This window comes from Spirillospora sp. NPDC029432, assembly GCF_040703975.1.
Classification (GTDB): Bacteria; Actinomycetota; Actinomycetes; order Streptosporangiales; family Streptosporangiaceae; genus Spirillospora.
The window spans coordinates 43,492-68,890 of the sequence record NZ_JBEZWH010000003.1; the positions used below are offsets into that span (position 1 = coordinate 43,492).

The following is a 25,399-nucleotide window of genomic DNA, read 5'->3' on the forward strand; positions in this document are numbered from 1 at the left end:
GAACGCGCCGGTCAGCGGCGCGGCTGGCAGCGCGGGCACCAGAACGTCACGCGGTCGCCCGCGCCGGACGGCTGGTCGGCGCGCTTGATGCGGGTGCCGCAGCGGCGGCACGGGCGGCCGGCGCGCCCGTACACCCAGTGCTCGCGGCCCGGGCGGCGGTCGCCGGTGGTGATGTGGCCGTGCCGCTCCTTGTTGGCGTTGAGCAGGCGGCGGGCCAGCGCGACGACGGCGTCCAGGTCCGGTACGTCGCGTACCGGCGTCCAGGGGTCGAGGCCGCGCAGGAACAGGATCTCGGCCTTGTAGACGTTCCCGATCCCGGCCAGCAGGCCCTGGTCGAGCAGCGCCTCGCCGACGGCCCTGTCCGGCTCCTCCGACAGGCGGCGTACGGCCTCGGCGGCCAGGGCCGGGGACCACTCGGGATCCAGCAGGTCGGGGCCGAGCCGCCCGACGATCCCGGCCTCCTCCGGTGTCGGCACGACCTCCAGGATGCCCAGCGAGAAGCCGAGGGCCTGCCATTCGGCGTTCTCCAGGACGAGCCGCAGCCGGTGGTCGCGGGGCGGCGGCGGACCGGCCTCGCGGACCCGCCACCGGCCGTCCATCAGCAGGTGGACGTGGATCGTCAGGCCGCCCTCGACGCGGATCAGCAGATGCTTGCCCCGGGACAGGACCGCCTCGACCGTACGGCCGCGCAGGTCGGTGGTGGCGAGCCGGGGGACGCGGAAGTCGGCCCGCGCCAGCGGCCGCCCGACGAGCGCCTGGCGCAGGCGCCGGGCGGTCAGCCAGACGGCGTCACCTTCGGGCATGGCGGGAGCGGCTCAGATAAAGGAGGGGCTCTCCCATGCGGCCGGGTCCTCGGTGAGCTTGGCGACCGGCGGCGGCAGCTCGCCGTTCGCGATGTGCCCGAGGTTGACCCGCTCCAGGATGGAGCGCTCGCTGGCGCGCAGCGCGATCCACACCTCCTGGAGGGAGCGCGCCGGCCCCTCGTACCCCACGTGCTCGGGCCGCTCGCCGCGCACGCCGAGCAGCGGCCCGTCGATGGCGCGGATGATGTCGGCGAGCGAGATCTGGTCGCGCGGCCGCGCCAGCCAGTAGCCGCCCTCCGGGCCGCGCTGGCTGCGGACCAGGCCGGAGCGGCGCAGCTGGCCGAGGATGTTCTCGAGGAACTTCGGCGGGATCTGCTGGGCCTCGGCGAGCTGGACCGCGGTGACCGGATGGTCTCCGGCCACCGCCAGCTCCGCCGCGGCGCGCAGCGCGTAGTCGACCCGGGCGGACAATCGCATGTACGTATTATCCCTTGCCGATCGGACTGGTCGGGCTGTCCTCCCCGCTAGGGGGCCTCCCGGGACGCCGCTAGGCGGCCGCCGTGAGCCCGAGCCGCTCGGCGGCGGCCTGCGCGTTGGCCTGCGCGGCGCCGTAGGTGGCCAGGTGCACGGCCCCCTCGGGCGCCCAGACCGGCAGGCCCATCTCCACCAGCACCGCGTCCGGCCGGGCGGCCAGCACCGCCGTGGTGAACGCCCGCTGATCGGTGTGCCGGTGCGCGTCGCGGAGGACGACGACGAGGCCGCGGCCCTGGGCACGTTCCAAGACGGGGGCCACCTCGCCGTTCGCCCCGGCCGCCCGCACCATGCCGGGCGCCCACGGGCCCAGCCCCCACGGAGTCGGGCCGACCGCGATGTTGCCGGCCGCCTCCAGCTCCACGACCAGCGGCGGCGCGCCGTTCCAGCGGGGCAGCTCTCCGGAGACCCGCACCGCGCGGCGCGCCGCGTCCAGCCCGGCGGACCGGTCGACCACGGCGGGGCCGCGGCCGGCCAGCCACTCCTTGAGCCGCCGGGTCCGCTCGGCGGCGTCGGCGAGGCGCTCCAGCGGCAGCCGCCCCTCCCGCACGGCGGCGCCGATGGCGGCCAGCGTGGCGCGCAGGCTCTCCTCGTGCTCGCGCGGGCCCAGGCACAGCAGGTCGGCGCCCGCGGCCAGCGCCCGCACGCCCGCCTCCGGGATGCCGATCGCCCCGCTGGCGCCGTCCATGTCGAGGGCGTCGGTGACGATCACTCCCTCGTACCCGAGCCGCTCCCGCAGCAGCCCGGTGATCGCGGCGGGGGAGAGGGTGGCGGGCACGTCGCCGGTGACCGACGGCAGGGCGAGATGACCGGTCATGACCGCCCTGGCCCCCGCGTCGATCGCGGCGCGGAACGGCGGCAGCTCGCGCCGCTCCAGCACCTCCAGCCCCGCGTCCACGACCGGCACGCCCAGGTGGGAGTCCGTCGAGGTGGCGCCGTGGCCGGGGAAGTGCTTGGCGCACGCCGCCACCCCCGCCTCCTGCGTGCCGGCCACGGCCGCCGCGGCGTGCCGCGCGACCAGCTCCGGGTCGGACCCGAACGAGCGGGTCCCGATCACCGGGTTGTCGTCGGCGGTGTTGACGTCCACCGACGGCGCGAAGTTGAGGTTCACCCCCACCTCGGCCAGCTCGGCGCCCAGCGAGCGGTAGACCCGGCGGGTCAGCGCCGGGTCGTCCACGGCGCCGAGCGCGGCGTTGCCCGGGTACGGGCTGCCGGTCAGGTGCCCGCCGAGCCGGGTGACGTCGCCGCCCTCCTCGTCGATGGTGACCAGCGGCGTGCCGGCCTTGCGCAGCTCGCCGGTCAGTGCCGCCAGCTCCTCGGTGCCGGGCACGTTGCCGTTGATCGCGAACAGCGTGACCCCGCCCAGCCCGCGCTCCAGCTCGGCCAGCAGCCAGCCGGGCGCCGCCGCCCCGCCGAACGCGGGCAGCAGCGTGCCCCGCGCCAGCCGCCCGATCTCGTCGTCGCTCCGGTCGTTGCTCAACCCTTTACCGCCCCTGAGACCAGGCCGGACACCATCCGGCGCTGAACGATGAGAAAGAAGATCATGACCGGGATGGTGAACAGCGTGGAGGCCGCCATGATCGAGCCCCACTCCACCTGCGTCCGGCCGAAGTGGTACGACAGCGTGAGCGGCAGCAGGTACTTCTCCTGGTCCTTGAGGAACGCGAACGCGATCACGAACTCGTTCCACGCGGTCACGAACGAGAAGATGCTCGTCGCCACCAGCCCGGGCGCCACCAGCGGGAACGTGATCCGCCAGAAGATCGTCCGGCCGGACGCGCCGTCCAGCGCCGCCGCCTCCTCCAGCTGCTTCGGGATCGCGGCCACGAAGCCGCGCAGCATCAGGATCGAGAAGCCCAGCGACGACCCGATGTACACGATGATCAGCCCGGTCAGGCTGTTGAGCAGCTGGAGCCGCTGCGCGTTCAGCATCAGCGGCAGCATCAGCGCCTCCAGCGGCACCATCTGCACGACGATCAGCATGACCAGGAAGCTCGCCCGGCCGCGGAACCGCGTCCGCGCCACCGCGTACGCGGCCAGCAGCGCCACCACGCCCGAGACCGCCACCGTCGCCAGCGCGACGATCAGGCTGTTGGCGAAGAAGTGCAGGATGCCGAACTCCAGCCCCTGCCCGCTGAACACCGCCCGGAAGTGCTCCAGCGTCCAGTGCAGCGGTACGGGCAGCGGCGTGCTGGAGTTGATGTCCTCGTCGGTCTTGAACGCGGTCATCACCATCCAGAAGACGGGGAAGACGGCGAAGAGGAAGACCAGCAGCCCGGCCCCGTTCAGCGCGATCCTCGTGGACCGCTTCGCGGCACCGCGCCCTTCCGTCCCGCTCACGCGACCTCCCCCTGCTTGACCATGACGCGCACGTAGAAGCCGGTGAAGATCAGCAGGATCACGGTGAGGATCAGCGCGATCGCGCCGCCGAGGCCGTACTTGGCCGGGAACGCCACCGCGGCCGAGTAGGCGTACATCGACAGGTTGAACGAGTCCCGGTTGGCGGTGCCGCCGGACAGGAAGTACAGCTGGGTGAAGATCTTGAAGTCCCAGATGATCGACAGCACGGTCAGCACCAGGAACACCGGCCGCAGCAGCGGGAAGGTGATCTGCCAGAACGTCCGCCACGGGCCGGCGCCGTCCACCCGCGCCGCCTCGTACAGCTCGCCCGGCACGCTCTTGAGCCCGGCCAGCACCGAGACGGCGATGAACGGGAACCCCTGCCAGACCACGCACAGCACCAGGACGAAGTAGGTCGTCCCGGCGCTGCCGAACCAGTTGTAGTCGTTCCAGCCGGTCCCGGCGAGCCAGTCCGGCAGCGCGTTCAGGAACCACGGGACGATGCCGCCGCCCGGCGTGAACAGCCACTTGTAGACGATCGCCGCCGAGATCGCGGGGGTCGCCCAGGCCAGCAGCGCCCCGGCCGAGACCAGCAGCGACATCTTGCGGCCGAGCCGCTGCAGCAGCAGCCCGACCAGGGTGCCCAGCACCAGCGTGAGGATCACCATCGCGGCCGCCGAGACGACGGTGTTGACCAGGACCTTCCAGAAGAAGCCGTCGCCGAGGACGGTCCGGAAGTTCTCCAGCCCGACGTTCTCGGCCGGCTCCAGGCCGCGCGCCTCGCGGGAGCCGATCTTGTGGAACGCCATCCAGACGAGCTGGCCGATCGGGTACAGGATCAGCGCCGCGATGATCGCGACGGTGGGGACGATCAGCAGGTACGGCCCCGCCCGGAAGCGGGACCCGGCACGGCGGGGGCGGCCCGGCGCCGGACCGGACCGGGTCCGGTCCGGCGCGGGCCCCGCCACCTGGACGGTCTGCGCCATCAGCTCTGGTTGAGGGTGTCGGTCAGGGCCTTGTTGGCCTTGGCGATCGCCTGGTCGACCGGCGTCCCGTTCATGACCTCTTTGAGCATGGTCGGGATGATCTTCTTGTTCTGGTCGGCCTCGGTCCAGTTCGGCGTCTTCGGCGCGCCCTTGACGTTGGCCATCTGCTGCGCGGCCGGACCCTGGATCGGGTCACTGCCGTACCCGCCGCCCTGCAGCAGGTCGTTGTACTGCGGGAAGAACTTCAGCCCGTCGGCGAACGCCTTGGCGTTCTTCTTGCTGGCGACCGAGGCGAGGTAGTCGAACGCGACGTTCGGGCTCTTGCTGTCGCGCCAGACCGCCAGGTGCGAGCCGCCCGCGAACGCCGGGCCGATCTGCCCGGTCGGCGTCGGGATGGTGAAGACGCCCATGTCGGACGTGTGCTTCTTGCTGATCTTCTCGATCTGCGGGAGCGTCCAGGCGCCGTCGATGTACATCGCGACCTTGCCGTTGGCGAAGTCGCGCTGCGGGCCGGCCAGCTCGTTCACGCCGATGTACTTCTTGGGCGCGACGCCGTCCTTGACCAGGCCGGTGTAGTACTCGACGGCCTGCTTGGCCTGCGGGGTGTCGAGCTTGCCGACCCACTTGCCGCCCTCCTGGGCGGCGATCTCGCCGCCGGCGCCCCACAGGAAGCTGGCGAAGCCGTTGGTGAAGTCGCTGGGCGCCGCGATGCCGGCGACGTCGCCGCCCTCGCCGTCCTGCAGCTTCTTGGCCGCGGCCTTCATCTCGTCCCAGGTCTTGGGCGGGGTGACCTTGTGCTTCTCGAACAGGTCCTTGCGGTACCAGACGACGCGGACGCCCGCGTACCACGGCACCGCGTAGGTCTTGCCGTCGAGCTGCCCGAGCTCCAGCGAGCCCTTGATGATGTCCTTGCCCTCGGCCCAGCCGCCGTACTGCTTGGTGACGTCGGCGAGCGCCTCCTGCGCCGCCCAGGTCACCGCCTGGTCGTTGCCGATCTCGACGACGTCCGGGCCCTGGCCGGTGTTCAGCGCGTCCTGGAGCTTCTTGGTCGCGTCGGGCCACGGGACGTACACGACCTCGACGTCGGTCTTGGGGTGCTTCTGCTGGAAGTCCGCCTTGGCCTGGGCCAGGACCTTGTCCTGGGGCGCGTTGGCGGCGCCCATGAACCACGCGGTGATCTTCGCGGGGTCCTCGCCCGTGGATCCTTTTCCGTCGTCGCCGCCGCCACCGCAGGCGGACAGCCCGATCGCCAGGGCGGCACCGAGGGCCGCGAATTTCGCGATCTTCATGGGATTCTCCTTTTCCCGGCATCGGCCGGCGCGGCGCGGGGCCCGGGCGGGGCACGGGACGAGCGGGGGTGGGGAAGCGACCGTACCGCTAGGGTCCGGTCATGCCCCTCTCGTCTCCATGCCGTCCACCTGGACACCCGGCCCGCCGGCCGGCGCTGCGCACGTCCCCGCCGTTCCGCCCGGACCGGTCGCCGGGCGGCAGGACGCTTGGCGTAAACTAACAAGAAACTTTCCTAAACAAAACCGTCCGTTAGCGGATTGAGACTTCGAGGGGAACGCGAGCATGGCCCCACGCCCCGGGACGCCCCGGCTGCTGCGCGAGCTGAACGACCGCGCCGCGCTCGACCTGCTGGTACGGCAGGGCCCGCTGACCCGGGCCCAGATCGGCGAGCACACCGGGCTGTCCAAGGTCACCGCCTCCCAGCTGCTGTCCCGCCTCCAGGAGCGCGGCCTGGTCGAGGTCGCCGGAGAGCAGGCGGGCGGCCGGGGCCCGAACGCCGCGCTGTACGCGGTCGTGCCGTCCAGCGCCTACGTCGCCGGCCTGGAGGTCGGCCCCGACGGCGTCACCGCCGGCATCGCCGACATCACCGGCGCGATCACCGCGCAGGTCACCGTCGACCCCAACGGCGCCGACGATCCGGTGAAACTCGTGCACAACGCCGTGGTTAAGGCGTGCCGGTCCGCCCGGGTGGCGCTCGGGAAGCTCAGCGCGTTCGTGATCGGCAGCCCCGGCGTCGTCGACCCGCGCACCGGCGACGTGCAGTTCTCGTTCGACCTGCCGTCCTGGCACGAGGGCGTCCTGGCCGCCCTGCGGACCGACCTGCGCCGCCCGGTCACCATCGAGAACGACGCCAACCTCGCCGCCGTCGCCGAGCGCGCCTACGGGGCCGCGCGCGACGTCGACGACTTCGCGCTGATGTGGCTCGCCCGCGGCATGGGTCTGTCGATCATGCTGGGCGGCCGGCTGCACCGCGGCCGGTCCGGCGGCGCCGGCGAGATCGGCTACCTGCCCGTCCCCGGCGCGCCGCTGGCGTCGGGCAAGGCCCGCGTCCAGCCGGGCGAGGGCGTCACCGCGTCCAGCACCTGGGGCATCCCGGCCCTGGCAGGCGGCTACGGCGCGCTCGTCGGCGCCGACGCCGTACGGGAGCTCGCGCACGCCCACGGACTCGACGAGCCGACCGCGATCGGCTGCGTCCAGGCCGCGGCCGCCGACGAGGACCGCGGCGGGGCGTTCCTCGACGCCCTGGCCGACCGCATCTCCTACGGCGTCACGTCGGTCAACATCATCCTCGACCCCGGCCTGGTCGTCCTGTCCGGCGAGCTGGGGCGCGCCGGCGGCACGCCGCTCGCCGCCCGCATCGAACGCGCGGTCGGCCGCATGACCCCGACCCGCCCCCAGATCGCGGTCAGCGAGGTCGAGGGCAACCCCGTACTGCGCGGCGCCCTCCACGCGGCCCTGGAACAGGCACGCGACGAAGTGTTCTCGCGGTAGCCCCCCATGGCCGCTCGCGCTGTGGCCCCACGCCCCCTGGCGGGGGTCACAGCGGCTCGGGCCGGACGCTATTCGGCGTGCTCGTGTACGGCCGCGCGAGGCGCGTTCGCGTTCGGCTGCTTGTGCGCGCGGCGCGGGTCGTGGAGAGCGCGGTCGATGACCGTCTGGTTGATGACCTGGCGCTTGCGCCGCTGGGCGGCGGCCCGGCGAGTGGTAGGCGTCATGGTGAGAATCCCCGTTCCGCGGCGGCCCCATCACCGCCGCAACCCCATTGATCTGATCATCCCAGGTCTCGGGTGGGCGGGGATCCGCCGCAGGGATGAAATCGCGCTCAGACCTTCTGCCGAGGCTCGTCCAGACCCAGGTAGCCGGCCGTGTACGCGAGCATCCGCCCGGCGCGTTCGGCCAGGTGGCGGGGGCAGTGCCAGGCGTCGGCGTCGACGCGCAGGCCGTCGCCGCCGAAGCCGGCCAGCGCGCGCACGTACCGCAGGAGGGTCCGCGGCGGAACGTCCGGATGGCCGTGCGGATGCGGGCACGGGCCGCCGAGCGGCGCAAGGTCGATGGTGGCGAGCGCGTCGCGGTAGACCGCCACCATGCCGGGCGGGGTCGCGCACCAGTGGCAGTGCTGCGCCGCGAAGCACACGGTCAGGAACAGCGGCACCCGCTCCTCCGGCAGCGCCCGGCCGCCGAGCAGCCGGCGCGCCGCCCACAGGGCCGCCTGCTCGGCCAGGTCGTTCGGGCCGCCGGGACGGTGGCGCTCCACGGTCAGCGTCAGCTGCTCGATGTCGGCCCGGCCGCCGACAAGGAAGAACGCGTCCAGATCGGCGGTGTCCGGCGGCTCGAACCGCGCCCGGCGGCCGTTGCCGAGCAGGGTGAGCGTGTCGGCCGCCAGCGCGGCCAGGAACCGCGGGCAGTGCCAGCCGGCGTCCAGGGCACCGGCCCGGCCGGCCATGCGGGCGATCTCCTCGTGGTCGCCGAGCGCCGCCACGTCGGGATGGAGGTGGGCGCCCGGCGCCGCGCAGCCCCGCGCGCCGTACACCGCCGCCGCCCGCTCCGCGGCCTCCACCAGCGCGTCGATCACCGCGACCCGGCGGACGCGCCAGAGCGCGTAGCAGGCGGTCGCGGCCATGGCGAGGGTCAGCGCCGTCCCGTCCGGGCCCGGCGGTGCCGCGCGCGCCCGGACCGCCAGCCAGCCGAGCACGGCGGCCGGGTCGCGTCCCGGCCGGTCGGTCACGATGCCGAGGAGGTCGCGGGTGAGCCCGGCGCGGTCGAGCGTGCCGTCGTCCTTCAGGTACACCGGTACTCCTGGTCGCATCGGGCCGCGTCGAGTGATCGTCGTGATGGTTGGGACGGTCCGCGGGCGGGCCGGGTTCCGCCGCTGCTGGGATCATGGCGGGGGAACGTTTCCGGCCTGGGGAGATCATCATGGCCCTGCGCGATCGGCTGCGCCGCGTATTGCAGCGACCGGGGAGCACCGATCTCGCCCCGTACGAGCGGATCGTCGCCGCGGCGGGCGGGCTGGAGTCCCGCATGCGCGGCCTCACGGGGGAGGAGCTGGCGGCGGCCGCCCGGGAGGACCCGGCCGGGCTGTGCGCCGCCGGGCGGGAGGCGGCCCGGCGCGCGATCGGCGAGCGGCCGTACGACGTGCAGCTCCTCGGCACGCTCGCCCTGCTGAACGGGCAGGTCGCCGAGATGGCGACCGGCGAGGGCAAGACGCTGGCCGGTGCGCTGGCCGCCGCCGGGTACGCGCTGCGCGGCGAGCGGGTCCACGTCCTGTCGGTGAACGACTACCTGGCGCGGCGCGACGCCGAGTGGATGGAGCCGCTCTACACGCTGCTCGGCGTCACGGTCGGCTGGATCGGGCAGGAGTCCGCACCGGACGAGCGCCGCGCCGCGTACGCCGCCGATGTCACGTACGCGCCGGTCAGCGAGGTGGGCTTCGACCTGCTCCGCGACCGGCTCGCCACCGATCCGGACGACGTGGTGCAGCCCGGGCCGGGCGTCGCGCTGATCGACGAGGCCGACTCGGTGCTGGTGGACGAGGCCATGGTCCCGCTCGTCCTCGCGGGCGCCGCCGGCGGGCCCGTGGCGGGGGACGGCCGCTCGTACGCCGAGCTGGTCAGGCGCCTGCGGCCGGGCCTGCACTTCGCCACCGACGAGGAGGGCCGCAACGTGCGCCTCACCTCGGCCGGGACGCGCGAGGTCGAGCGGGCGCTGGGCGTCGACCTGTACGCACCCGGCAGCCTGGACGTCCTCACGGCCGTGAACGTGGCGCTGCACGCAGAGGTCCTGCTGCGCCGCGACGTGGACTACATCGTCCGGGACGGCGCCGTGCGGCTGGTCAGCGAGTCGCGCGGGCGGGTCGCCCTGCTGCAGCGCTGGCCGGACGGGCTGCAGGCCGCCGTGGAGGCCAAGGAGGCGGTGGAGGCGTCACCGAGCGGCGAGATCCTCGACTCGATCACCGTTCAGGAGCTGGTCGGGCGCTATCCGGTCCGGTGCGGGATGACCGGGACCGCGCTCGGCGTCGCCGGGCAGCTGCGCGAGTTCTACGGGCTGGAGATCGCGGTGATCCCGCCGCACCGGCCGCGGATCCGGGTGGACGAGCCCGACCGGCTGTACGCGACCGCCGTCGACAAGGACATCGCGATCATCGAGGAGATCGCCGCCGCGCACGCCGCGGGCCGGCCCGTGCTGGTCGGCACGCCGGACGTGGCCGCGTCCGAACGGCTCGCCCGCCGCCTCGACCGGGCCGGCCTGGAACGCGTCGTCCTCAACGCCAAGAACGACGCCGAGGAGGCCGCGATCATCGCCCGCGCCGGCGCCCCGGGCGCCATCACGGTCTCCACCCAGATGGCGGGCCGCGGCACCGACATCCGCCTCGGCGAGGGCGTCACCGAGGGTCTGCTGGTGATCGGCACCGCCCGCCACCACAGCGGCCGGCTGGACGACCAGCTGCGCGGCCGCGCGGGCCGCCAGGGCGACCCCGGCACCTCGGTCTTCTTCACCAGCCTGGAGGACGACCTGGTCACCCGGTACGCGCCGGGCGAGAAGGCCAAGGCGCCCGCCGACGGCGAGGGCCGGATCGAGAGCAAGGGCGCGCACTGGATCGTCGGTCACGCCCAGCGCGTAGCTGAGGGCGTCGACCTGGAGATCCACCGCAACACCTGGCGGTACCACCACCTCATCTCGCTCCAGCGCCGCGAGTTCCTGGCCGAACGCGACCGAGTCCTGAACGGCGACGCGGCCGACCTGCTGATGCGCGAGCGGCATCCGGCCCACCACGCGGAACTGTCCGGGGACGTCGCGGGGGCCGCCCGCCGGCTGCTGCTTTTCCACCTGGACCGCTGCTGGTCGGAGCATCTGGCCTATCTCGCCGACCTGCGCGAGGGCATCCACCTGCGCTCGCTGGGGCGCGGGCTGGACCCGCTGGCCGAGTTCCACCGCGAGGCCGTACCGGCGGGCAAGCGGCTGCTGGACCGCGCCGGCGACCGGGCCGCCGCCGCGTTCGCGGGGCTCACCAGCCTGGACGAGGTCGACGCAGGCACCCGCCGCCCCTCGGCCACCTGGACCTATGTCGTCCACGACAACCCGTTCGGGTCCATGGACGAGCGGGCGTTCCGGGGACTGGTCGCGCTGGTCAGGTCGCGGCGTTCATGATCATTTCGGCGGTGCCGCGGGCGGTCCGCGCGGCGTCCGGCATGTTCCCGACGCTGAACGCCACCACCGCGCCCTCGTGCAGGATCAGCAGCCGGTCCGCCATCTCGGCATCGAGGCCCGCCTCGGTGGCCAGCTCCGCGTACAGGTTCCGCAGCCACGCCTTCTGCTCGGCCGCCGTCCGGTGGACGGGATGCGCCGGATCGGGCAGCTCGGCGCAGGCGTTCACCATCGAGCAGCCGCGCGCGCTCCGCGTGCTCAGCCACTCGCCGATCGCGTCGAACGTCGCCAGGATCCGCTCCCTCGGGCCGCCGGACTCCGCCAGCCGGGCGTCCAGGAAGGTCCGCCAGCGCTCGTCGCGTTCCCGCAAGTACGCCAGGATGAGCGCCTCCTTGGACCCGAACCGGTCGTAGACCGTCTTCTTGGTCACGTTCGCCTCGGCGGCGATCAGCTCCATCCCGACCTGGCCGACGCCGCGCTCGTAGAACAGCCGGCCCGCCACGTCGAGCACCCGCCGCGCCGCCGGGGTCATCGTCCGTTCCATTCCGCCTCCCTCAGGTACACGACGAGTATACCCACCGGGTTAGTTAGTATCTATACCGGTATGTATACCTGCGGAGGTGGACCAATGAAGAAGGACGTCCTGCTCGGCGGCGGCTTCGTCATCCTGTGGAGCTCCGGCTTCATCGGCGCCGAACTCGGCGCGCGCAGCGCCCCCGCCTCGACCCTGCTGGCCTGGCGGTTCCTGATCGCCGTCGTGCCGCTGGCCGCGTGGCTGCTGTGGCGCCGCCCCCGGCTACCGCCGCGCGACCTGGGCCTGCACGTCCTCATCGGCACGCTCGGCCAGGCCGGCTACCTGTACGGCGTCTTCGCGGCCGTCGAGCACGGCGTGCCGTCCGGCACGAGCGCCCTGATCGCCGCCCTGCAGCCCATCGTGGCCGTCGCCCTGGCCGTCCCCCTCCTCGGCGAGTCCGTCGTCCGCCGCCAGATCGCGGGCCTGGCCGTGGGGCTGGGCGGCGTCGCGCTCGTGGTCGGCGGCGATCTCGGAACGGGCGCGCCCCCGTGGGCCTACGCGCTCCCCGCCGGCGCCATGCTCTCCCTGGTCGCCGCCACCCTCGTGGAACGCCGCACCCGCCCGGCGATCGGCGTCATCGACGCCCTGGCCGTCCAGGCCGGGATCAGCGCCGTGCTCTTCACCGCGCTCGCCCTGGCGTCCGGGACCCTCGCCCCGCCCGCCGAACCCGCGTTCTGGACCGCGATCGCCGTCCTGGTCCTGCCGGCCATGTTCGGCGGGTACGGCCTGTACTGGGTCAACCTGTCGCGCAGCGGTGTCGCCCGCGTCTCGGGACTCCTCTACCTGACCCCGCCCGCCACCATGCTCTGGTCGTGGCTGATGTTCGGCGGCACCATGACCCCCCTCTCCCTCACGGGCGTCGCCGTATGCGCCGTGGCCGTGGTGCTGATCCGTCCCGCGGCGGACCGGGCCTCGGCGGCGGACGGCGCGGGTCAGGCGCGCAGGCGCAGGCCCTTGGGGGTGGGGTGGAAGCCGGCGGACTCCAGGGCGGCCGCCAGCGGGGAGCCGGTGATGGCCTCGCCGTCGGCGCGCTCGACGGTGAGGCGGCCGAGTGCGCCCTCGCGGACGGCCAGGGCGAGCGCGTCGACCGCCGGCTGCAGGACGTCCGGGGAGGCGCCCCAGGTCAGGAGGGTGCGGCCGCCGCGCTCGACGTAGAGGACCAGCTCCCCCTCGATCAGGACGACCAGGGCGCCCGCCTTGCGGCCGGGCTTGTGGCCGCTGGCGACCTCGTCCTCGCGGGTCGGCCACGGGAGGGCCGCGCCGTACGGGTTGGCGGGGTCGGCGGCGGCGAGCACGAGGGCGCGGCGGCCGGACCGGGCCGGCTCGCCGGGGAGCGGGGTCTCCCAGGGGTCGGCGGGCGGGGCCGCGGGCGCCGGCTGCAGGGCGCGCAGGCGGTCGACGGCGCCGGGGATGGCGAACTGGGCGGCGCCCAGGCCCTCGACGAAGTAGCCGCGGCGGCAGCGGCCGCTCTCCTCGAACGCGCGCAGGACGGGATAGACGGCCGCGAACCCGCCGGGCGTGCGCTCGGCGGCGACGGCCCCCCTGATGACGATGCCGTAGCGGTCGAGGAGAGCCTCAGCGAGGGCGTGCGAGCGCAGCGTCGCGGCGGTCTCCCGCTCGGGGAGCGGCCACCAGCGTCCCGCGACCGTCGGCGGACCCGTGCGGGACGGGAGCACGGGGCGCCCGCGCCGGGTGGTGCGCGACCGGTGGGTCGGCCTTCCCGAGCCCAGGGCGGAGCGGAGCGGGGCGAGGGTGTCGTTGGTGAGGTGCCCCGCCCAGACCAGGTCCCACACCGCGGCGACCAGGTCCTGGTCGTTGACCGTGACCTGGGCGTTGACGCGGTCGGAGAGCATGCGGAAGAACAGCGCCCCGCCGTCGGAGAGCGCGTCGAGCACGGCCAGGTGGACGGGGGTGAGCGTGATCTCGGCCGGTTCCGGCATCAGGAGCGGCGCGGTGTCGGCCAGGTAGAGGGAGACCCAGCCGTCACCGCCGGGAAGCCCGCCCTGGCCGGCCCAGACGACCTCACCGGCGGAGGTGAGCTCGTCCAGCATCGCGGGGGTGTAGCCCTGGACGCGGGACGGCAGGACCAGGCTCTCCAGCGCGGACGCGGGCACCGCCGCGCCCTGGAGCTGCTCGATCGCCTGCACCAGGGCGTCGATCCCGCGCAGCCGGGAGTTGCCCGCGATGCCGTGCCAGACGGGCAGGAAGCGGCCGAGCGCCTCGGGCGGCACGGGCTCCACCTCGGCGCGCAGGCGCGCGAGGGAGCGGCGCCGCAAGGTCCGGAGAACACCGGTGTCGCACCATTCGCCCGTCAGCGGGCCGGAGACGCTCTCGACGGGCAGGAACTCGCCCTCGACCACCCGCCCGGCGGCCGCCAGCCTGCGCAGGGCCTCGACCACGACGGCGGGGCCGAGCCCGAAGCGGACGGCGGCGGCGGTCGCCTGGAACGGACCGTGCGTGCGGGCGTAGCGCGAGACGAGGTCGCCCAGGGGATCGTCGACCGGCTCCAGGAACGCCTCGGGGATGCCCACCGGCAGCGGCGCCCCGAGCGCGTCCCGCAGCCGTCCGGCGTCCTCGATCGACGCCCATCGCTCCTCGCCCGCGACGCGCACGCGGATGATCCGCCGGGTCGCCTCCAGGTCCTCCAGCCACACCGCCGCGTCCGGATTCCCGGGCACCTCGGCGGAGGGACGCGACTCCGCGGCGGCGTTCCCGGCGGCCTCTTCGGGCGGCGAGAACGTCGCGGGGGAGTCCGGCGGCGCCGTACGGGCGATCACCTCGGCGGTGGTCAGGGGGCCCAGGCCGCGCAGGAGGTCGGCGACGCCCTCCAGGTCGCGGGCGCGGCGATCGGCGGCGAGGCGCTGCAGCTCGTACTCGGTGTCCGCGACGACCTCGGGGTCGAGCAGCTCGCGCAGGTCGGCCTGGCCGAGGAGCTCGGACAGCAGCGCGGTGTCGAGGGCGAGGGCCTGGGCGCGGCGCTCGGCCAGCGGCGAGTCGCCCTCGTACATGAAGGCGCCCACGTAGTGGAACAGCAGCGAGCGCGCGTAGGGGGAGGGCTCGGGCGTCTCCACCTCGACGAGGCGGACCTTGCGGCCGGACAGGTCGCGCATCAGACCGACGAGGCCCGGGACGTCGAAGACGTCCTGCAGGCACTCCCGCATCGTCTCCAGGACGATCGGGAACGAGGGGTACTTGCTCGCGACCGCGAGGAGCTGCGCGGCGCGCTGGCGCTGCTGCCACAGCGGCATCCGCCGGTCGGGGCGGCGCCGGGGGAGGAGCAGCGAGCGGGCCGCGCACTCGCGGAAGCGGGCGGCGAACAGCGCCGAGCCGCCCAGCTCGTCCACCACGATCCGCTCGACGTCGTCGGGGTCGAAGACGGCGAGGTCGAGGCTCGGGGGCTCGTCCATGTCGGGGATGCGGATGACGATGCCGTCGTCGGCGTGCATCGCCTGCGCGTCGACGCCGTAGCGTTCACGCAGGCGGCCCGCTATCGCCAGCGCCCAGGGGGCGTGCAGGCGCGCTCCCAGGGGGGAGTGGACGACCATCCGCCAGTCGCCCAGCTCGTCGCGGAACCGCTCCACCACGAGGGTGCGGTCGTCGGGGACGTGACCGGTGGCCTCGCGCTGCTCGTCCAGGTAGGAGACGAGGTTGGCGGCGGCCCACTCGTCCAGCCCGGCGGTGGTGACGCGGTCGCGGGCCCGGTCGGCCGGGAGGCCGGCGAGCTCGCGGGTGAACGCGCCCAGGGCCCGCCCCAGCTCGGCGGGGCGGCCGAGGGTGTCGCCGTGCCAGAACGGGAGCTTGCCCGGCTGGCCGGGGGCGGGGGACACGAGCACGCGGTCGGGCGTGATGTCCTCGATCCGCCACGAGCTGGCGCCCAGGACGAACACGTCGCCCACGCGCGACTCGTACACCATCTCCTCGTCCAGCTCGCCCACGCGGGACGACTTCTCTCCCACGAGGAAGACGCCGAACAGGCCCCGGTCGGGGATGGTGCCGCCGCTGGTCACGGCGAGCCGCTGGGCGCCGGGACGCTCGCGCAGGACGCCCGTGACGCGGTCCCACACCAGGCGGGGGCGCAGCTCGCCGAACTCGTCGCTCGGGTAGCGGCCCGCGAGCATGTCGAGGGTCGCCTCCAGCGCGGAGCGCGGCAGCGTCGCGAACGACGCGGCCCGCTTGACCACGGCCTCCAGCTCGTCGACCGTCCACTCGTCCATCGCCACCATCGCGACGATCTGCTGGGCGAGCACGTCCAGCGGGTTGCGCGGGTAGCGCATCTCCTCGATCTCGCCGCCCCGCATGCGCTCGGCCACCACGGCCGTCTGCACGAGGTCGCCCCTGTACTTGGGGAAGATGACGCCCTTGGAGACGGCCCCCACCTGGTGGCCCGCGCGGCCGACGCGCTGGAGGCCGTTGGCCACGGACGGCGGGGACTCCACCTGGACGACGAGGTCGACCGCGCCCATGTCGATGCCCAGTTCGAGGCTGGACGTGGCGACGACCGCGGGCAGGCGGCCCTGCTTGAGGGCGTCCTCGATGCCGGCGCGCTCCTCCTTGGAGACCGAGCCGTGGTGGGCGCGCGCTATCTCCAGCGGAGCGCCCTTGCTCGCCCCCGCCTGCGCCATCGTCTCCGCGGGCGCGTGGTCCTCCGCGAGGGGGCCGTTGCCGCGCTCGTACGCCAGCTCGTTGAGCCGCCCGCACAGCCGTTCGGCCAGGCGCCGCGAGTTGGCGAAGACCAGCGTGGACCGGTGCGCCTCGATGAGGTCGAGCAGGCGGTCCTCGACGTGCGGCCAGATGCTGCGCTGCCGGGGATCGGCCGTCCCCGCGTCGTCGACGAAGTTCCCCACCTCGCCCATGTCCTCGACCGGGACGACGATGTCGAGGTCGAAGACCTTGTCGGACGGCGGCTGCACGGCGGCGGCCGGGCGGGTGCCGCCCAGGAAGGCGGCGATCTCCTCGACCGGCCGTACGGTCGCCGACAGGCCGACGCGCTGGGCGGGCCGTTCGAGCAGGGCGTCGAGGCGCTCCAGGGACAGCGCCAGGTGGGCGCCGCGCTTGGTGCCCGCGACCGCGTGCACCTCGTCGACGATCACCGTCTCGACGCCGCGCAGCGAGTCGCGGGCGCGCGAGGTCAGGATCAGGAACAGCGACTCGGGCGTGGTGATCAGGATGTCCGGCGGCCGGGTCGCCAGCCGGCGGCGCTCGTCGGCGGGCGTGTCGCCGGACCGGATCCCGACCCGCACGTCGGGCTCGGGCAGCCCCAGCCGCCGGGCGGCCTGCCGGATGCCCGTCAGGGGCGCCCGCAGGTTGCGCTCGACGTCGACCGCGAGGGCCTTGAGTGGCGAGACGTACAGGACCCGGCAGCGCTCCTTGGGGTCGGGCGCCTCCTCCCGGGCGGCCAGCCGGTCGAGCGACCACAGGAAGGCGGCCAGCGTCTTGCCGGACCCGGTGGGCGCCACGACGAGCGTGTCGTCCCCGCCGGAGATGGACTCCCAGGCGCCGGCCTGCGCGGGCGTGGGCGCGGCGAACGCCCCCGTGAACCACGCGCGGGTGGCGGGGGAGAAGCGTTCGAGCACGTCACCGCTCATGCCACCATCCTGCACCCCGCCTCCGACAGAACGCGCCGCCGGTGGCGCGCGTCACGTTGTAAGCGAATGCTTGCTTGGGTCATCCTGGAGGGCGGCCATGGCCCCGAGGAGGTTGAGACCCGATGTCGTACGCCCTGCTGGCCATCGGCGCGGCGGCCCTGCTGCTGGCCCTGAACGCCCGCTACCCCGTCCGCCACACGGCGGCCTTCGTGCCGAGCTTCTTCCTGGCATGGGGCGCCATCGAGCTGGCGCCCCACCTGCTGGTCGCGGAGATCGCCGCGATCGCCGGGACGGCCCTGGCGGGCGGCCTGGCCGGCTGGCCCGGCTGGACGGGCCTGGTCCTGGGCGCCGCGGGTACCGCGGGAACCGTGGCGAACATCCTCGCCTCCCGCCGTACGGTCGTCACGCTCCGGGACAGCGGCGCCCCGCTGGACCTGGACCCCGAAGGCGCCCCCCGCTACCCGTTCTGGCACCTGGTCGTCCCGCCCGCCTGCCTGATCCCCCGGCGCGGCGTGAAGGTACGGCGCGACGTGGTCTTCCACGAGGAAGGGCGGCTGCGGCTCAAGGCGGACGTCTTCCGGCCGGCCCGCGAGGGCGACGGCCTCCGGCCCGGGCTCCTGGAGATCCACGGCGGCGGCTGGGTCATCGGCAGCAGGCGCGAGCAGGGCCTGCCCCTCCTCAACCACATGGCCCTGCAAGGGTGGGTCGGCTTCAACGTCGACTACCGGCTCAGCCCGAAGGCGACCTGGCCCGAGCACCTGCTCGACCTGAAGCGGTTCATCAAGTGGTACCGCGAGCACGCCGCGGAGTACGGCGCCGATCCCGGCTGCCTGTACGTGACCGGCGGGTCCGCCGGCGGGCACCTCACGGCCATGGTGGCGCTCACCGCGAACCTGCCGGAGTTCCAGCCCGGGTTCGAGGACGTCGACACCTCCGTGAAGGGTGCCGTGCCGTTCTACGGCGTGTACGACTTCGTCGGAACCGAAGCGTGCCCCGTGCCCAGGCCCATGGTCAGGCTCCTGGAACGGGTCGTGCTGAAGAAGTCCGCCGAAAAGGACCCCGAGGCCTTCGCCAAGGCGTCGCCGATGCACTACCTGAGGCCGGACGCGCCGCCGTTCTTCGTCATCCACGGCAGCCACGACTCGCTCATCCCGGTGGAAGGGGCCCGCGCGTTCGCCGAACGCCTGCGCGAGGCGTCGGAGTCACCGGTCGTGTACGCCGAGATGAAGGGCGGGCAGCACGCGTTCGACGTGTTCCCCTCGTACCGTACGGCCCGGGTCATCGAAGGCGTGGAACGCTACCTGACGGGCCTGCACCGCGAATACGGCCGGAAGGCGGCCGGCGCGCCGCCCGCCGTACCCGACGAGGTCACCGACTCGCTCGGATAGCGCCGGCCCCGGGCGGTCACCGGGCTCGGATAGCGTGAGCGGGTGCGGCTCACAGTGTTCTGGGATCGGATGAGGCAGCAGTTCGGCGACGCCTACGCGGAGAGCGTGGCCAAGGACCACGTCATGGCCGAACTGGGCGGCCGTACGATCGAGCAGGCCCTCGCCGACGGCGAGCCCGCCAAGAAGGTCTGGCAGGCGGTGGTGGCCACCTTCGACGTCCCGCCCAGCCTGCGCTGAGGGGCGTCCAGGGGAGGCGGCCACCGCCTCCCGTCATCAGTAGACCGCGACGGCGGTGACGAACCCGATCATCAGGTTGGCGACCGCGAGCAGGATCGCGGCGGGCTCCAGCTTGTCCTCGGCGTCGTCGGCGAGGTCCTTGATGCTGATCCCGACCAGCCGGTCGAAGACCAGCGTGGCGATCGTCATCGCGACGATGCCGACACCGCCGAACACCAGCGTCCGGGCCAGGCCCTCCAGCAGGTCGCCGCTCGAGGCGAAGATCGAGACGGCCACGATCAGGCCCACCCCGATCGTCGAGGCCACCGCCAGCAGCGTGGCGTTGGGGTTGCGGTGCTCGCGGATGACCGTGATCAGCCGGCCCGGGGTGGCCAGATCGGTCATATAGAAGCCGATCACGAACAGCACCAGGCCGGCCGCGGCGTAGGCGAGCAGCGCGCCCGTCCCGTCCAGCAGGATCGAGCCGAGGCTCTCCTCGTTCGCCAGCGTTCTCATGGGTCTCCTTACGGAACTCGCGTCCCCCGCGTTCAGGGGCGGGGCATGCGCTTGCAGGGGGTGACTTGCAGAGGGTGCCTTACAGCGGGATGCGATGGGGGACGAACGACGAGCTGTCATCGGTGATGAGCCCCGCCGTCTCGCGGATGCCCAGCCCCGCGGCCTCGTCGTGGACCATCCAGGCGCCCAGCACCGGGTGCTCGCCGTCGAACTCGGGCAGCGCGCAGAACTCCTGGAAGACGAAGCCTTCCTTGCCGTAGTCCCCCTGCGTGCGCTGCTCGCTGCCGTCCGGGGTGACGATGCGCATGCTCGCCCCCTCCCGTCCCAGCAGCGGCTTCTGCACGTACGAGGTGAGGTCGGACGGCGTGTTCAGGTACGTGGGGAGCAGGTTGGGGTGCCCGGGGAACAGCTCCCAGAGGAGCACCAGGAGCGCCTTGTTTGACAGGACCATCTTCCAGATCGGCTCGATCCAGCGCGTCGGCGTCCCCGGGATGTTGCGGCCGAACGGCTCGTTGACGATCCACTCCCACGGGTACAGCTTGCAGAGGGTGCGGATCTCGAACTCCTTGAGGTCCACGAACCGGTTGCGCCGCGGATCCCAGCCGACCTCCTCCATGGCGATCGCCACCCCCGGCAGGCCCGCCTCCTCGGCGGTCTCCTGCATGTAGGCGATCGTCATGACCTCCTCGCCCGTCTCGTCGCCGTGGGTCCACGCGAAGTGCGCCGGGCCCTCGCCCACCTCGGAGGCGATCTCCTTCCACCGCGCCACCAGGCGCTCGTGGATGGAGTTCCACTGGTCGTCCCCAGGGAAGGCCTCCTGCAGCCAGAACCACTGCACGATGGAGCTCTCCACCAGGGACGTCGGGGTGTCGGCGTTGTACTCCAGCAGCTTGGCCGGCCCCTCGCCGTCGTAGCAGAGGTCGAAGCGCCCGTACAGGTGCGGGTCCCCGCGCCGCCAGGACGCCTCTATGAGCGGCGCCACCCAGTCGGGGATGCCCAGCACGTGGTAGCGCCCGGTGGTCACCACGTGCTCGACCACCTGAAGGCACATCCGGTGCAGTTCCTCGACGACCTCCTCCAGCGCCAGGACCTCGTCCATCTCGAAGACGTAGTGCACCGACTCGTCCCAGTAGGGCCGCGGGAGGTGCGCCGGATGCGCCGTCCGGTGGTACGCCAGGCCGTGCTCCTCGACCTTCTCCGCCCAGTTCTCGCGCGGCTTCGAACGTGCTCTCCGCACGGCCTAGCCCCCGCTCTTGCCGCCGCCGCCGAAGCCGCCGCGGCTCAGGGTGTTCCCCCTGCTGGACTTGATCTTGCCCTTGCTGGGCCCCACCCGGCTGCCGCCCGACACGTAGCCGTCGCTGTCGCGGTTGCCGCCGTAGTACCAGAAGTACCGGCCGTATGAGATCGTTCCACGCTCGATGTCGCGGGTGTCGCAGAAGGCGTCCGGAACGACCCGGTAGCCGCCCTTGGTCTTGCCGACGTTCGGCGCCATGCGGTCCACGCACCACGCGGTGGTGGTCTTCGAGCCGCAGGCCGCCACCGTGAGGGACAGCGCGCTGACCATCCCGATCTTGACGGCACGGGAGCTGAGCCGACGCTTCTGTTCCTGTGGGGGCAAGGCGAACACGTCCTTCGAAAACGAGGCGACCCGCGACCGGCCGGTTCCACGGGACGGGCGCGGACGCCCGCGGGGAAAGTGAACTCTCGGTCGCGAGGCCATAGCTTAGGGCTGGTCGTTCCTCGGACGGAAGGGACACCCGTCCCGTTCCCGAAGGCTTAGAACTCTGTTCGGAGGGCTCAGTCCGGGACCGGCAGATGCGCGTACAGGTCCATCGGATCGACCGTCGACGGAAGGTCGCTCACCTGGCCGTCGCCGACCTCGACCACCCGCCACGCGCCGTCCTCCCGGCACGCCAGGTCGGTCGTGATGAAACGGCAGCCCAGAGTACGGACGGCGGGCGCCACCGCGTCCAGGACGGGGTCGGGCTCGAGGTCCGGGCTGTCCGGGTGCGGCCCGACCAGCGCGGGCTCTCCATCCACCCACCACACGCGCGCCTCGCCGTACTCGTCGTACGGCTCGTACTCGCGCACGACCAGGCCGCCGGCCAGGAAGTCCTCCTGCAGCGCCAGCATCTTGGCCACGATCCCGCGCAGTGAGGAGAGGTTCTTCACGTCCGGGACGTAGCACGCCTCGTCCCATTCGTGCTTACGCGACTTCACGTAGTCCTTCACGATGGCGGGACCCCCGCGGAGGGGGCGCACCAGTTCCCCCAGATCTCCCGGGTCCTCGCCGGGGGCGAGCGGCCGCCACACGCTCTGCGGCGTCAATCCCGCGAACGTGTCGTGCCATCCCGGCAGCTCGTGCGCGCGCCGGTAGTCCTCCGGATGCGTCAGCAGGAAGGCGCCGCGCGCCTTCAGCAGGCGCGCCATCGCGGCGTACTCGTCGCTGGTGAGCATCCAGCCGCGGTACCAGACGGGCCCCAGGTCCCGCGGAACGGCCCGTACCGCCGCCTCGGCGTCCCCGTGCCGGAGCGCGTCGTGGTCGATCAGGGCGATCTCGCCGTAGTGGTCCCGTACGGCGGCCGCCTCGCGGGCGAAGTGGGGGTCAACGCGCCGGGGCCGGAGCGGGTCGACGCAGAAGATGACGGTCAGCGTCATGATGGAACCCTCCGTGGACGGCGCCAGCGTACGGGTTCTTGAGTGTCGCGCGCACGGCGATTCCCGGGCAAATCCTCGGCCGAGACCATGATCGAACGGATGTTCGGTAAAGTCGGGGTACCGCGAACTGTCGGTGGCACCCCGTAACGTCGCCTCCGACATCGAAGGACAGACGGAAAAAGGGGCGAACCTCATGGCAGCGAACGACCGGGAGAAGGCTCTCGAGACCGCACTGGCCCAGATCGAGCGGCAGTTCGGCAAGGGCTCGGTCATGCGGATGGGCGAGGAGACGCGGCCGCCGGTCGAGGTGATCCCCACCGGTTCCATCTCGCTCGACATCGCGCTCGGCATCGGCGGCCTGCCGCGCGGCCGGGTCGTCGAGGTGTACGGCCCCGAAGGGTCCGGCAAGACCTCCATCGCGCTGCACGCCGTGGCGAGCGTGCAGAAGAAGGGCGGCATCGCGGCGTTCGTCGACGCCGAGCACGCCCTCGACCCCGAGTACGCCGCCAAGCTCGGCGTCGACATCGACGCGCTGCTGGTCTCCCAGCCCGACACCGGCGAGCAGGCGCTCGAGATCACCGACATGCTGATCCGCTCCGGCGCCATCGACATCGTCGTCATCGACTCCGTGGCGGCCCTGGTGCCCCGTGCCGAGATCGAGGGCGAGATGGGCGACAGCCACGTCGGCCTCCAGGCCCGGCTGATGTCCCAGGCGCTGCGCAAGCTCACCGGCGCGATCAACCAGACCCGCACGACCGCGATCTTCATCAACCAGCTCCGCGAGAAGGTCGGCGTCATGTTCGGCTCGCCCGAGACCACCACCGGTGGCCGCGCGCTGAAGTTCTACGCCTCCGTGCGGCTCGACGTCCGCCGCATCGAGACCCTCAAGGACGGCACCGAGGCGGTCGGCAACCGCGTCCGCGTCAAGGTCGTCAAGAACAAGATGGCCCCGCCCTTCCGCGTCGCCGACTTCGACCTCCTCTACGGCCAGGGCATCTCCCGCGAGGGCGGCCTGATCGACCTCGGCGTCGAGCACGGCTTCGTCCGCAAGTCCGGCGCCTGGTACACCTACGACGGCGACCAGCTCGGCCAGGGCAAGGAGAACGCCCGCAACTTCCTCAAGGCCAACCCGGACATGGCCGACGGGATCGAGAAGAAGATCAAGGAGAAGCTCGGCATCGGCCCCAAGGTCGACAAGGAGGCCGAACCGGTCCCGGCCGCCGCCGGCGACACCCCGCCCCCGGCCGCCGCCGCCCCGGCTCCCGCCGCCCGCGCCGCCGCCTCCACCTCGCGCAAGGCCAAGACCCCCAAGCCGGGCGACTCGTGATCAAGTAACGGGGATTCCCCCGATCCGGGTGTCTCTTGACGAAGGCTGAGGAATGATCTCGTACGAAGGGCGGCGGCGCCCCATCCCGTACCCGGCGGGTACGCGGACCTTCCCCAATGGCGCCGCCGCTCCCGAGGACCGCCGATGACGCGCGAGAACCCCTGGTCCACCGAGGACGACCCGGCACCGCCCGTGGAGGACGGCCCCTGGTCGTCCCTGGACGCCCCGCCACCCCCCAACCCCTTCGCCACCCCCTGGTCCCGCAACGCCTGGACCCAGGACGGCGAGGAGGCCCAAGAGGGCGAGGGCGACGAGGACGAGGGGAGCGTCCGAACGCCACCACCACCCCCCGCCGCCCCGGCGAGCACACCCCGCCCCACACCCTTGCCGGGCGCGGAAGCGTCCGAAAAGGCCGCGATCCCCTGGGAAACGCAGAACCCCTGGAACCAGGAGCCCGGGACTCCGGCCAGGCCCGCCACACCCCCACCACCTGAGACCCGCCCGGGTCGGCGGCCCGCCGGGGGCGATGACGGTCTGTCCGCGAAGAGCACGAGCGAGCAGCCACCGGGCCTTGTCGCCGACGAGGCCGTCCGGCCGGTTCCAGGGGAAGAAGGACCCCGAGGCGGCGACCCCGCGAGTGCTGAAGCCCCCGCGGCGGCGCCTCCGGTCCCCGCTGCGACTGACGGCGCAGGGCGGAGCGCCGGACGCGGTGGGAGGAAACAGAAGCGGCGGAGCCGGAACGACGAGGAAGAGCAGCGAGACGACGCCCTGCCCTGGGAAGCCGGGGTGCCTCGCGGTGTCGAGTCCGGTGAGCGGGCGGGAGACGCCGGGGCCGTCGAGCCGGCGCAGGACGCCGAGGTGCGCGGGCGGGAGGACCGGGAAGCCGGGCGGGGCGATTCCGCCGGGCCATGGGACGGTGCGGCTCGGGGCGCAGGACGTGGTGAGGGCAAGCGGAAGCGGCGGGGGCGCAAAGGCGCGGAAGAGCGCCAGGGCGGCGGCTCGGTCTGGGAGGGCCGGGGGGCCGCCGGCGCCGCCACCGGTGAGCGGGCGGACGACGGCGAGCCCGCTGAGCGGGACGCAGGTGACCGGGGAGCAGGTGAACGGGGCGCGGGCGGGCGGGACGCCGAGGGGCGGGCTCGGGAGATCTGCCTGCGGCTGCTCGGGATGGGGCCCCGGACCCGGGCGCAGCTGGCGGACGCACTGCGGCGCAAGGGGATCCCGGACGAGGTCGCCGAGGGGGTGCTGGGCAGGTTCACCGAGGTCGGGCTCATCGATGACGAGGCGTTCGCGCAGGCGTGGGTGCAGTCGCGGCACAGCGGGCGAGGGCTGGCGCGGCGGGCGCTCGCGGCGGAGCTGCGCCGGCGCGGTGTCGCGCAGGAGACCGTGAACGACGCGGTGGAGACGCTGGACTCCGAGCAGGAGGAGCGGACCGCGCGGCGGCTGATCGAGCGGAAGGCGGCGGCGACGCGCGGGGTGGATCCGGCCAAGCGGACGCGGCGGCTGGTGGGCGTGCTGGCGCGCAAGGGGTATCCGCCGGGGCTGGCCTACAGGGTCGTGCGGGACGTGCTGGCGGAGGAGGGGACCGAGGTCGAGGAAATGCCCGATCCGGACTGATCGTCGCGACACGCCGGAATGACCGGAGCCCCTGACCGGGCGGGAGGCGGTGGTCTGACTGCGATCGGGCAGGTCGGGGCCATTGCAGGGGCGGTAAGAGACTTCTTCCGTGGGCGTTCGGTTAGCCCGGAATGCCCTGGGTTTGCTTGCTCATTACCTCCCTGCCGCTTACCGTTACGGCAGTGAGGAGTTACTCCGCGCACCGCGGATTGCGATACGACCGAGCACGTTCACGCAGCTGAGAGGCATAGAGGACTAGACGTTGGCCGACCTCGCCGGAGGGGCCGTGGCCGCCGGGTGGAGTTTCGTGCCGCCCGGGCGCTGCCGCGTACCCGCGGGGCGTGCGGCGTCGTGCGCCGGTCCGCCAGGGCGCGGGTGAATCCTCGCAGAGCAGGGCCTCGATCTCCGACGGGGCCCGCGGGCGAG

The 25,399-nt window shown here is 73.3% G+C and carries 20 protein-coding genes and 1 pseudogene; 7 read left to right on the forward strand and 14 right to left on the reverse strand.

Features of this window, described 5'->3' with window-relative positions:
- Positions 1-11: 11 nt before the first annotated feature.
- The 6 genes from AB0881_RS02955 to AB0881_RS02980 form a co-directional block, all read right to left on the reverse strand.
- Positions 12-803, reverse strand: a complete 792-nt coding sequence (locus AB0881_RS02955; protein WP_366613760.1) for a DNA-formamidopyrimidine glycosylase family protein — start codon at positions 801-803, stop codon at positions 12-14.
- Positions 804-815: 12 nt separating this feature from the next.
- Complete coding sequence (locus AB0881_RS02960; RefSeq protein ID WP_366613761.1) at positions 816-1,280, reverse strand: Rrf2 family transcriptional regulator; 465 nt, start codon at positions 1,278-1,280, stop codon at positions 816-818.
- A 70-nt stretch (positions 1,281-1,350) separates the two neighbouring features.
- Positions 1,351-2,814, reverse strand: a complete 1,464-nt coding sequence (locus AB0881_RS02965) for a glycoside hydrolase family 3 N-terminal domain-containing protein (RefSeq protein WP_366613762.1) — start codon at positions 2,812-2,814, stop codon at positions 1,351-1,353.
- The gene (locus AB0881_RS02970) at positions 2,811-3,674 is read right to left on the reverse strand and encodes a carbohydrate ABC transporter permease (RefSeq protein ID WP_366613763.1); all 864 of its coding nucleotides are present in this window, start codon (positions 3,672-3,674) and stop codon (positions 2,811-2,813) included. The genes AB0881_RS02965 and AB0881_RS02970 overlap by 4 nt, the downstream gene beginning before the upstream one ends.
- Entirely contained in the window at positions 3,671-4,660 is a 990-nt protein-coding gene (locus AB0881_RS02975) for a sugar ABC transporter permease (protein ID WP_366613764.1), read from the reverse strand. The genes AB0881_RS02970 and AB0881_RS02975 overlap by 4 nt, the downstream gene beginning before the upstream one ends.
- Entirely contained in the window at positions 4,660-5,949 is a 1,290-nt protein-coding gene (locus tag AB0881_RS02980) for an extracellular solute-binding protein (RefSeq protein ID WP_366613765.1), read from the reverse strand. Before AB0881_RS02980 ends, AB0881_RS02975 begins: the two co-directional genes overlap by 1 nt.
- A gap of 283 nt (positions 5,950-6,232) precedes the next feature.
- On the opposite strand from AB0881_RS02980, the gene AB0881_RS02985 reads away from it, so the two are divergent.
- Complete coding sequence (locus AB0881_RS02985; RefSeq protein WP_366613766.1) at positions 6,233-7,441, forward strand: ROK family transcriptional regulator; 1,209 nt, start codon at positions 6,233-6,235, stop codon at positions 7,439-7,441.
- Between the two features lie 68 nt (positions 7,442-7,509).
- On the opposite strand, the gene AB0881_RS02990 is transcribed toward AB0881_RS02985, so the two are convergent.
- Both AB0881_RS02990 and AB0881_RS02995 read right to left on the reverse strand, forming a co-directional pair.
- Positions 7,510-7,665 carry a hypothetical protein gene (locus tag AB0881_RS02990; protein WP_366613767.1) on the reverse strand — a complete coding sequence of 52 codons (156 nt, stop codon included), beginning with the start codon at positions 7,663-7,665 and terminating at the stop codon, positions 7,510-7,512.
- 107 nt (positions 7,666-7,772) lie between these two features.
- Positions 7,773-8,738: a hypothetical protein gene (locus AB0881_RS02995; RefSeq protein WP_366613768.1), complete on the reverse strand. Its 966-nt coding sequence runs from the start codon at positions 8,736-8,738 to the stop codon at positions 7,773-7,775.
- Between the two features lie 128 nt (positions 8,739-8,866).
- On the opposite strand from AB0881_RS02995, the gene secA2 reads away from it, so the two are divergent.
- Positions 8,867-11,098, forward strand: a complete 2,232-nt coding sequence (secA2, locus tag AB0881_RS03000) for an accessory Sec system translocase SecA2 (RefSeq protein ID WP_366613769.1) — start codon at positions 8,867-8,869, stop codon at positions 11,096-11,098.
- On the opposite strand, the gene AB0881_RS03005 is transcribed toward secA2, so the two are convergent.
- Positions 11,079-11,639: a TetR/AcrR family transcriptional regulator gene (locus AB0881_RS03005; RefSeq protein ID WP_366613770.1), complete on the reverse strand. Its 561-nt coding sequence runs from the start codon at positions 11,637-11,639 to the stop codon at positions 11,079-11,081. The two genes, secA2 and AB0881_RS03005, sit on opposite strands and share 20 nt — an antisense overlap.
- Before the next feature lie 84 nt (positions 11,640-11,723).
- On the opposite strand from AB0881_RS03005, the pseudogene AB0881_RS03010 reads away from it, so the two are divergent.
- Positions 11,724-12,548: pseudogene (locus AB0881_RS03010) on the forward strand (DMT family transporter); the annotation flags it as partial.
- Positions 12,549-12,601: 53 nt separating this feature from the next.
- On the opposite strand, the gene AB0881_RS03015 reads toward AB0881_RS03010, so the two are convergent.
- A complete protein-coding gene (locus AB0881_RS03015) occupies positions 12,602-17,254 on the reverse strand; it encodes a DEAD/DEAH box helicase (RefSeq protein WP_366613771.1) in 4,653 nt (1,550 codons plus the stop codon).
- Between the two features lie 122 nt (positions 17,255-17,376).
- Here AB0881_RS03015 and AB0881_RS03020 point away from each other — a divergent pair, with 122 nt between their 5' ends.
- Positions 17,377-18,642: an alpha/beta hydrolase gene (locus AB0881_RS03020; RefSeq protein ID WP_366613772.1), complete on the forward strand. Its 1,266-nt coding sequence runs from the start codon at positions 17,377-17,379 to the stop codon at positions 18,640-18,642.
- 42 nt (positions 18,643-18,684) lie between these two features.
- Entirely contained in the window at positions 18,685-18,879 is a 195-nt protein-coding gene (locus tag AB0881_RS03025) for a DUF3046 domain-containing protein (RefSeq protein ID WP_366613773.1), read from the forward strand.
- Positions 18,880-18,915: 36 nt separating this feature from the next.
- On the opposite strand, the gene AB0881_RS03030 is transcribed toward AB0881_RS03025, so the two are convergent.
- The 4 genes from AB0881_RS03030 to AB0881_RS03045 form a co-directional block, all read right to left on the reverse strand.
- Positions 18,916-19,374 (reverse strand): DUF350 domain-containing protein, encoded by a 459-nt coding sequence (locus tag AB0881_RS03030; protein ID WP_366613774.1) that lies wholly within the window; start codon positions 19,372-19,374, stop codon positions 18,916-18,918.
- A gap of 79 nt (positions 19,375-19,453) precedes the next feature.
- Positions 19,454-20,611: a glutathionylspermidine synthase family protein gene (locus tag AB0881_RS03035; protein ID WP_366613775.1), complete on the reverse strand. Its 1,158-nt coding sequence runs from the start codon at positions 20,609-20,611 to the stop codon at positions 19,454-19,456.
- A gap of 3 nt (positions 20,612-20,614) precedes the next feature.
- Positions 20,615-20,992, reverse strand: a complete 378-nt coding sequence (locus AB0881_RS03040; protein WP_366613776.1) for a hypothetical protein — start codon at positions 20,990-20,992, stop codon at positions 20,615-20,617.
- 179 nt (positions 20,993-21,171) lie between these two features.
- On the reverse strand, positions 21,172-22,032 hold the full coding sequence (locus AB0881_RS03045; protein ID WP_366613777.1) for an ATP-grasp domain-containing protein: 861 nt from the start codon (positions 22,030-22,032) through the stop codon (positions 21,172-21,174).
- Between the two features lie 193 nt (positions 22,033-22,225).
- Between AB0881_RS03045 and recA the strand changes: the two genes are divergently transcribed.
- Together recA and AB0881_RS03055 are read left to right on the forward strand one after the other, a co-directional pair.
- On the forward strand, positions 22,226-23,359 hold the full coding sequence (recA, locus tag AB0881_RS03050; protein ID WP_366613778.1) for a recombinase RecA: 1,134 nt from the start codon (positions 22,226-22,228) through the stop codon (positions 23,357-23,359).
- A gap of 786 nt (positions 23,360-24,145) precedes the next feature.
- Positions 24,146-24,973 carry a regulatory protein RecX gene (locus AB0881_RS03055; protein WP_366613779.1) on the forward strand — a complete coding sequence of 276 codons (828 nt, stop codon included), beginning with the start codon at positions 24,146-24,148 and terminating at the stop codon, positions 24,971-24,973.
- Positions 24,974-25,399: the final 426 nt, after the last annotated feature.

What these genes read in the sequence shown, in the direction of transcription:
- AB0881_RS02955 (WP_366613760.1), bottom strand. Translation starts at nt 803, where the DNA reads ATGCCCGAAGGTGACGCCGTCTGGCTGACCGCCCGGCGCCTGCGCCAG.
- AB0881_RS02960 (WP_366613761.1), bottom strand. Translation starts at nt 1,280, where the DNA reads ATGCGATTGTCCGCCCGGGTCGACTACGCGCTGCGCGCCGCGGCGGAG.
- AB0881_RS02975 (WP_366613764.1), bottom strand. Translation starts at nt 4,660, where the DNA reads ATGGCGCAGACCGTCCAGGTGGCGGGGCCCGCGCCGGACCGGACCCGG.
- AB0881_RS02980 (WP_366613765.1), bottom strand. Translation starts at nt 5,949, where the DNA reads ATGAAGATCGCGAAATTCGCGGCCCTCGGTGCCGCCCTGGCGATCGGG.
- AB0881_RS02985 (WP_366613766.1), top strand. Translation starts at nt 6,233, where the DNA reads ATGGCCCCACGCCCCGGGACGCCCCGGCTGCTGCGCGAGCTGAACGAC.
- AB0881_RS02990 (WP_366613767.1), bottom strand. Translation starts at nt 7,665, where the DNA reads ATGACGCCTACCACTCGCCGGGCCGCCGCCCAGCGGCGCAAGCGCCAG.
- secA2 (WP_366613769.1), top strand. Translation starts at nt 8,867, where the DNA reads ATGGCCCTGCGCGATCGGCTGCGCCGCGTATTGCAGCGACCGGGGAGC.
- AB0881_RS03005 (WP_366613770.1), bottom strand. Translation starts at nt 11,639, where the DNA reads ATGGAACGGACGATGACCCCGGCGGCGCGGCGGGTGCTCGACGTGGCG.
- AB0881_RS03015 (WP_366613771.1), bottom strand. Translation starts at nt 17,254, where the DNA reads ATGAGCGGTGACGTGCTCGAACGCTTCTCCCCCGCCACCCGCGCGTGG.
- AB0881_RS03020 (WP_366613772.1), top strand. Translation starts at nt 17,377, where the DNA reads ATGTCGTACGCCCTGCTGGCCATCGGCGCGGCGGCCCTGCTGCTGGCC.
- AB0881_RS03030 (WP_366613774.1), bottom strand. Translation starts at nt 19,374, where the DNA reads ATGAGAACGCTGGCGAACGAGGAGAGCCTCGGCTCGATCCTGCTGGAC.
- AB0881_RS03045 (WP_366613777.1), bottom strand. Translation starts at nt 22,032, where the DNA reads ATGACGCTGACCGTCATCTTCTGCGTCGACCCGCTCCGGCCCCGGCGC.
- recA (WP_366613778.1), top strand. Translation starts at nt 22,226, where the DNA reads ATGGCAGCGAACGACCGGGAGAAGGCTCTCGAGACCGCACTGGCCCAG.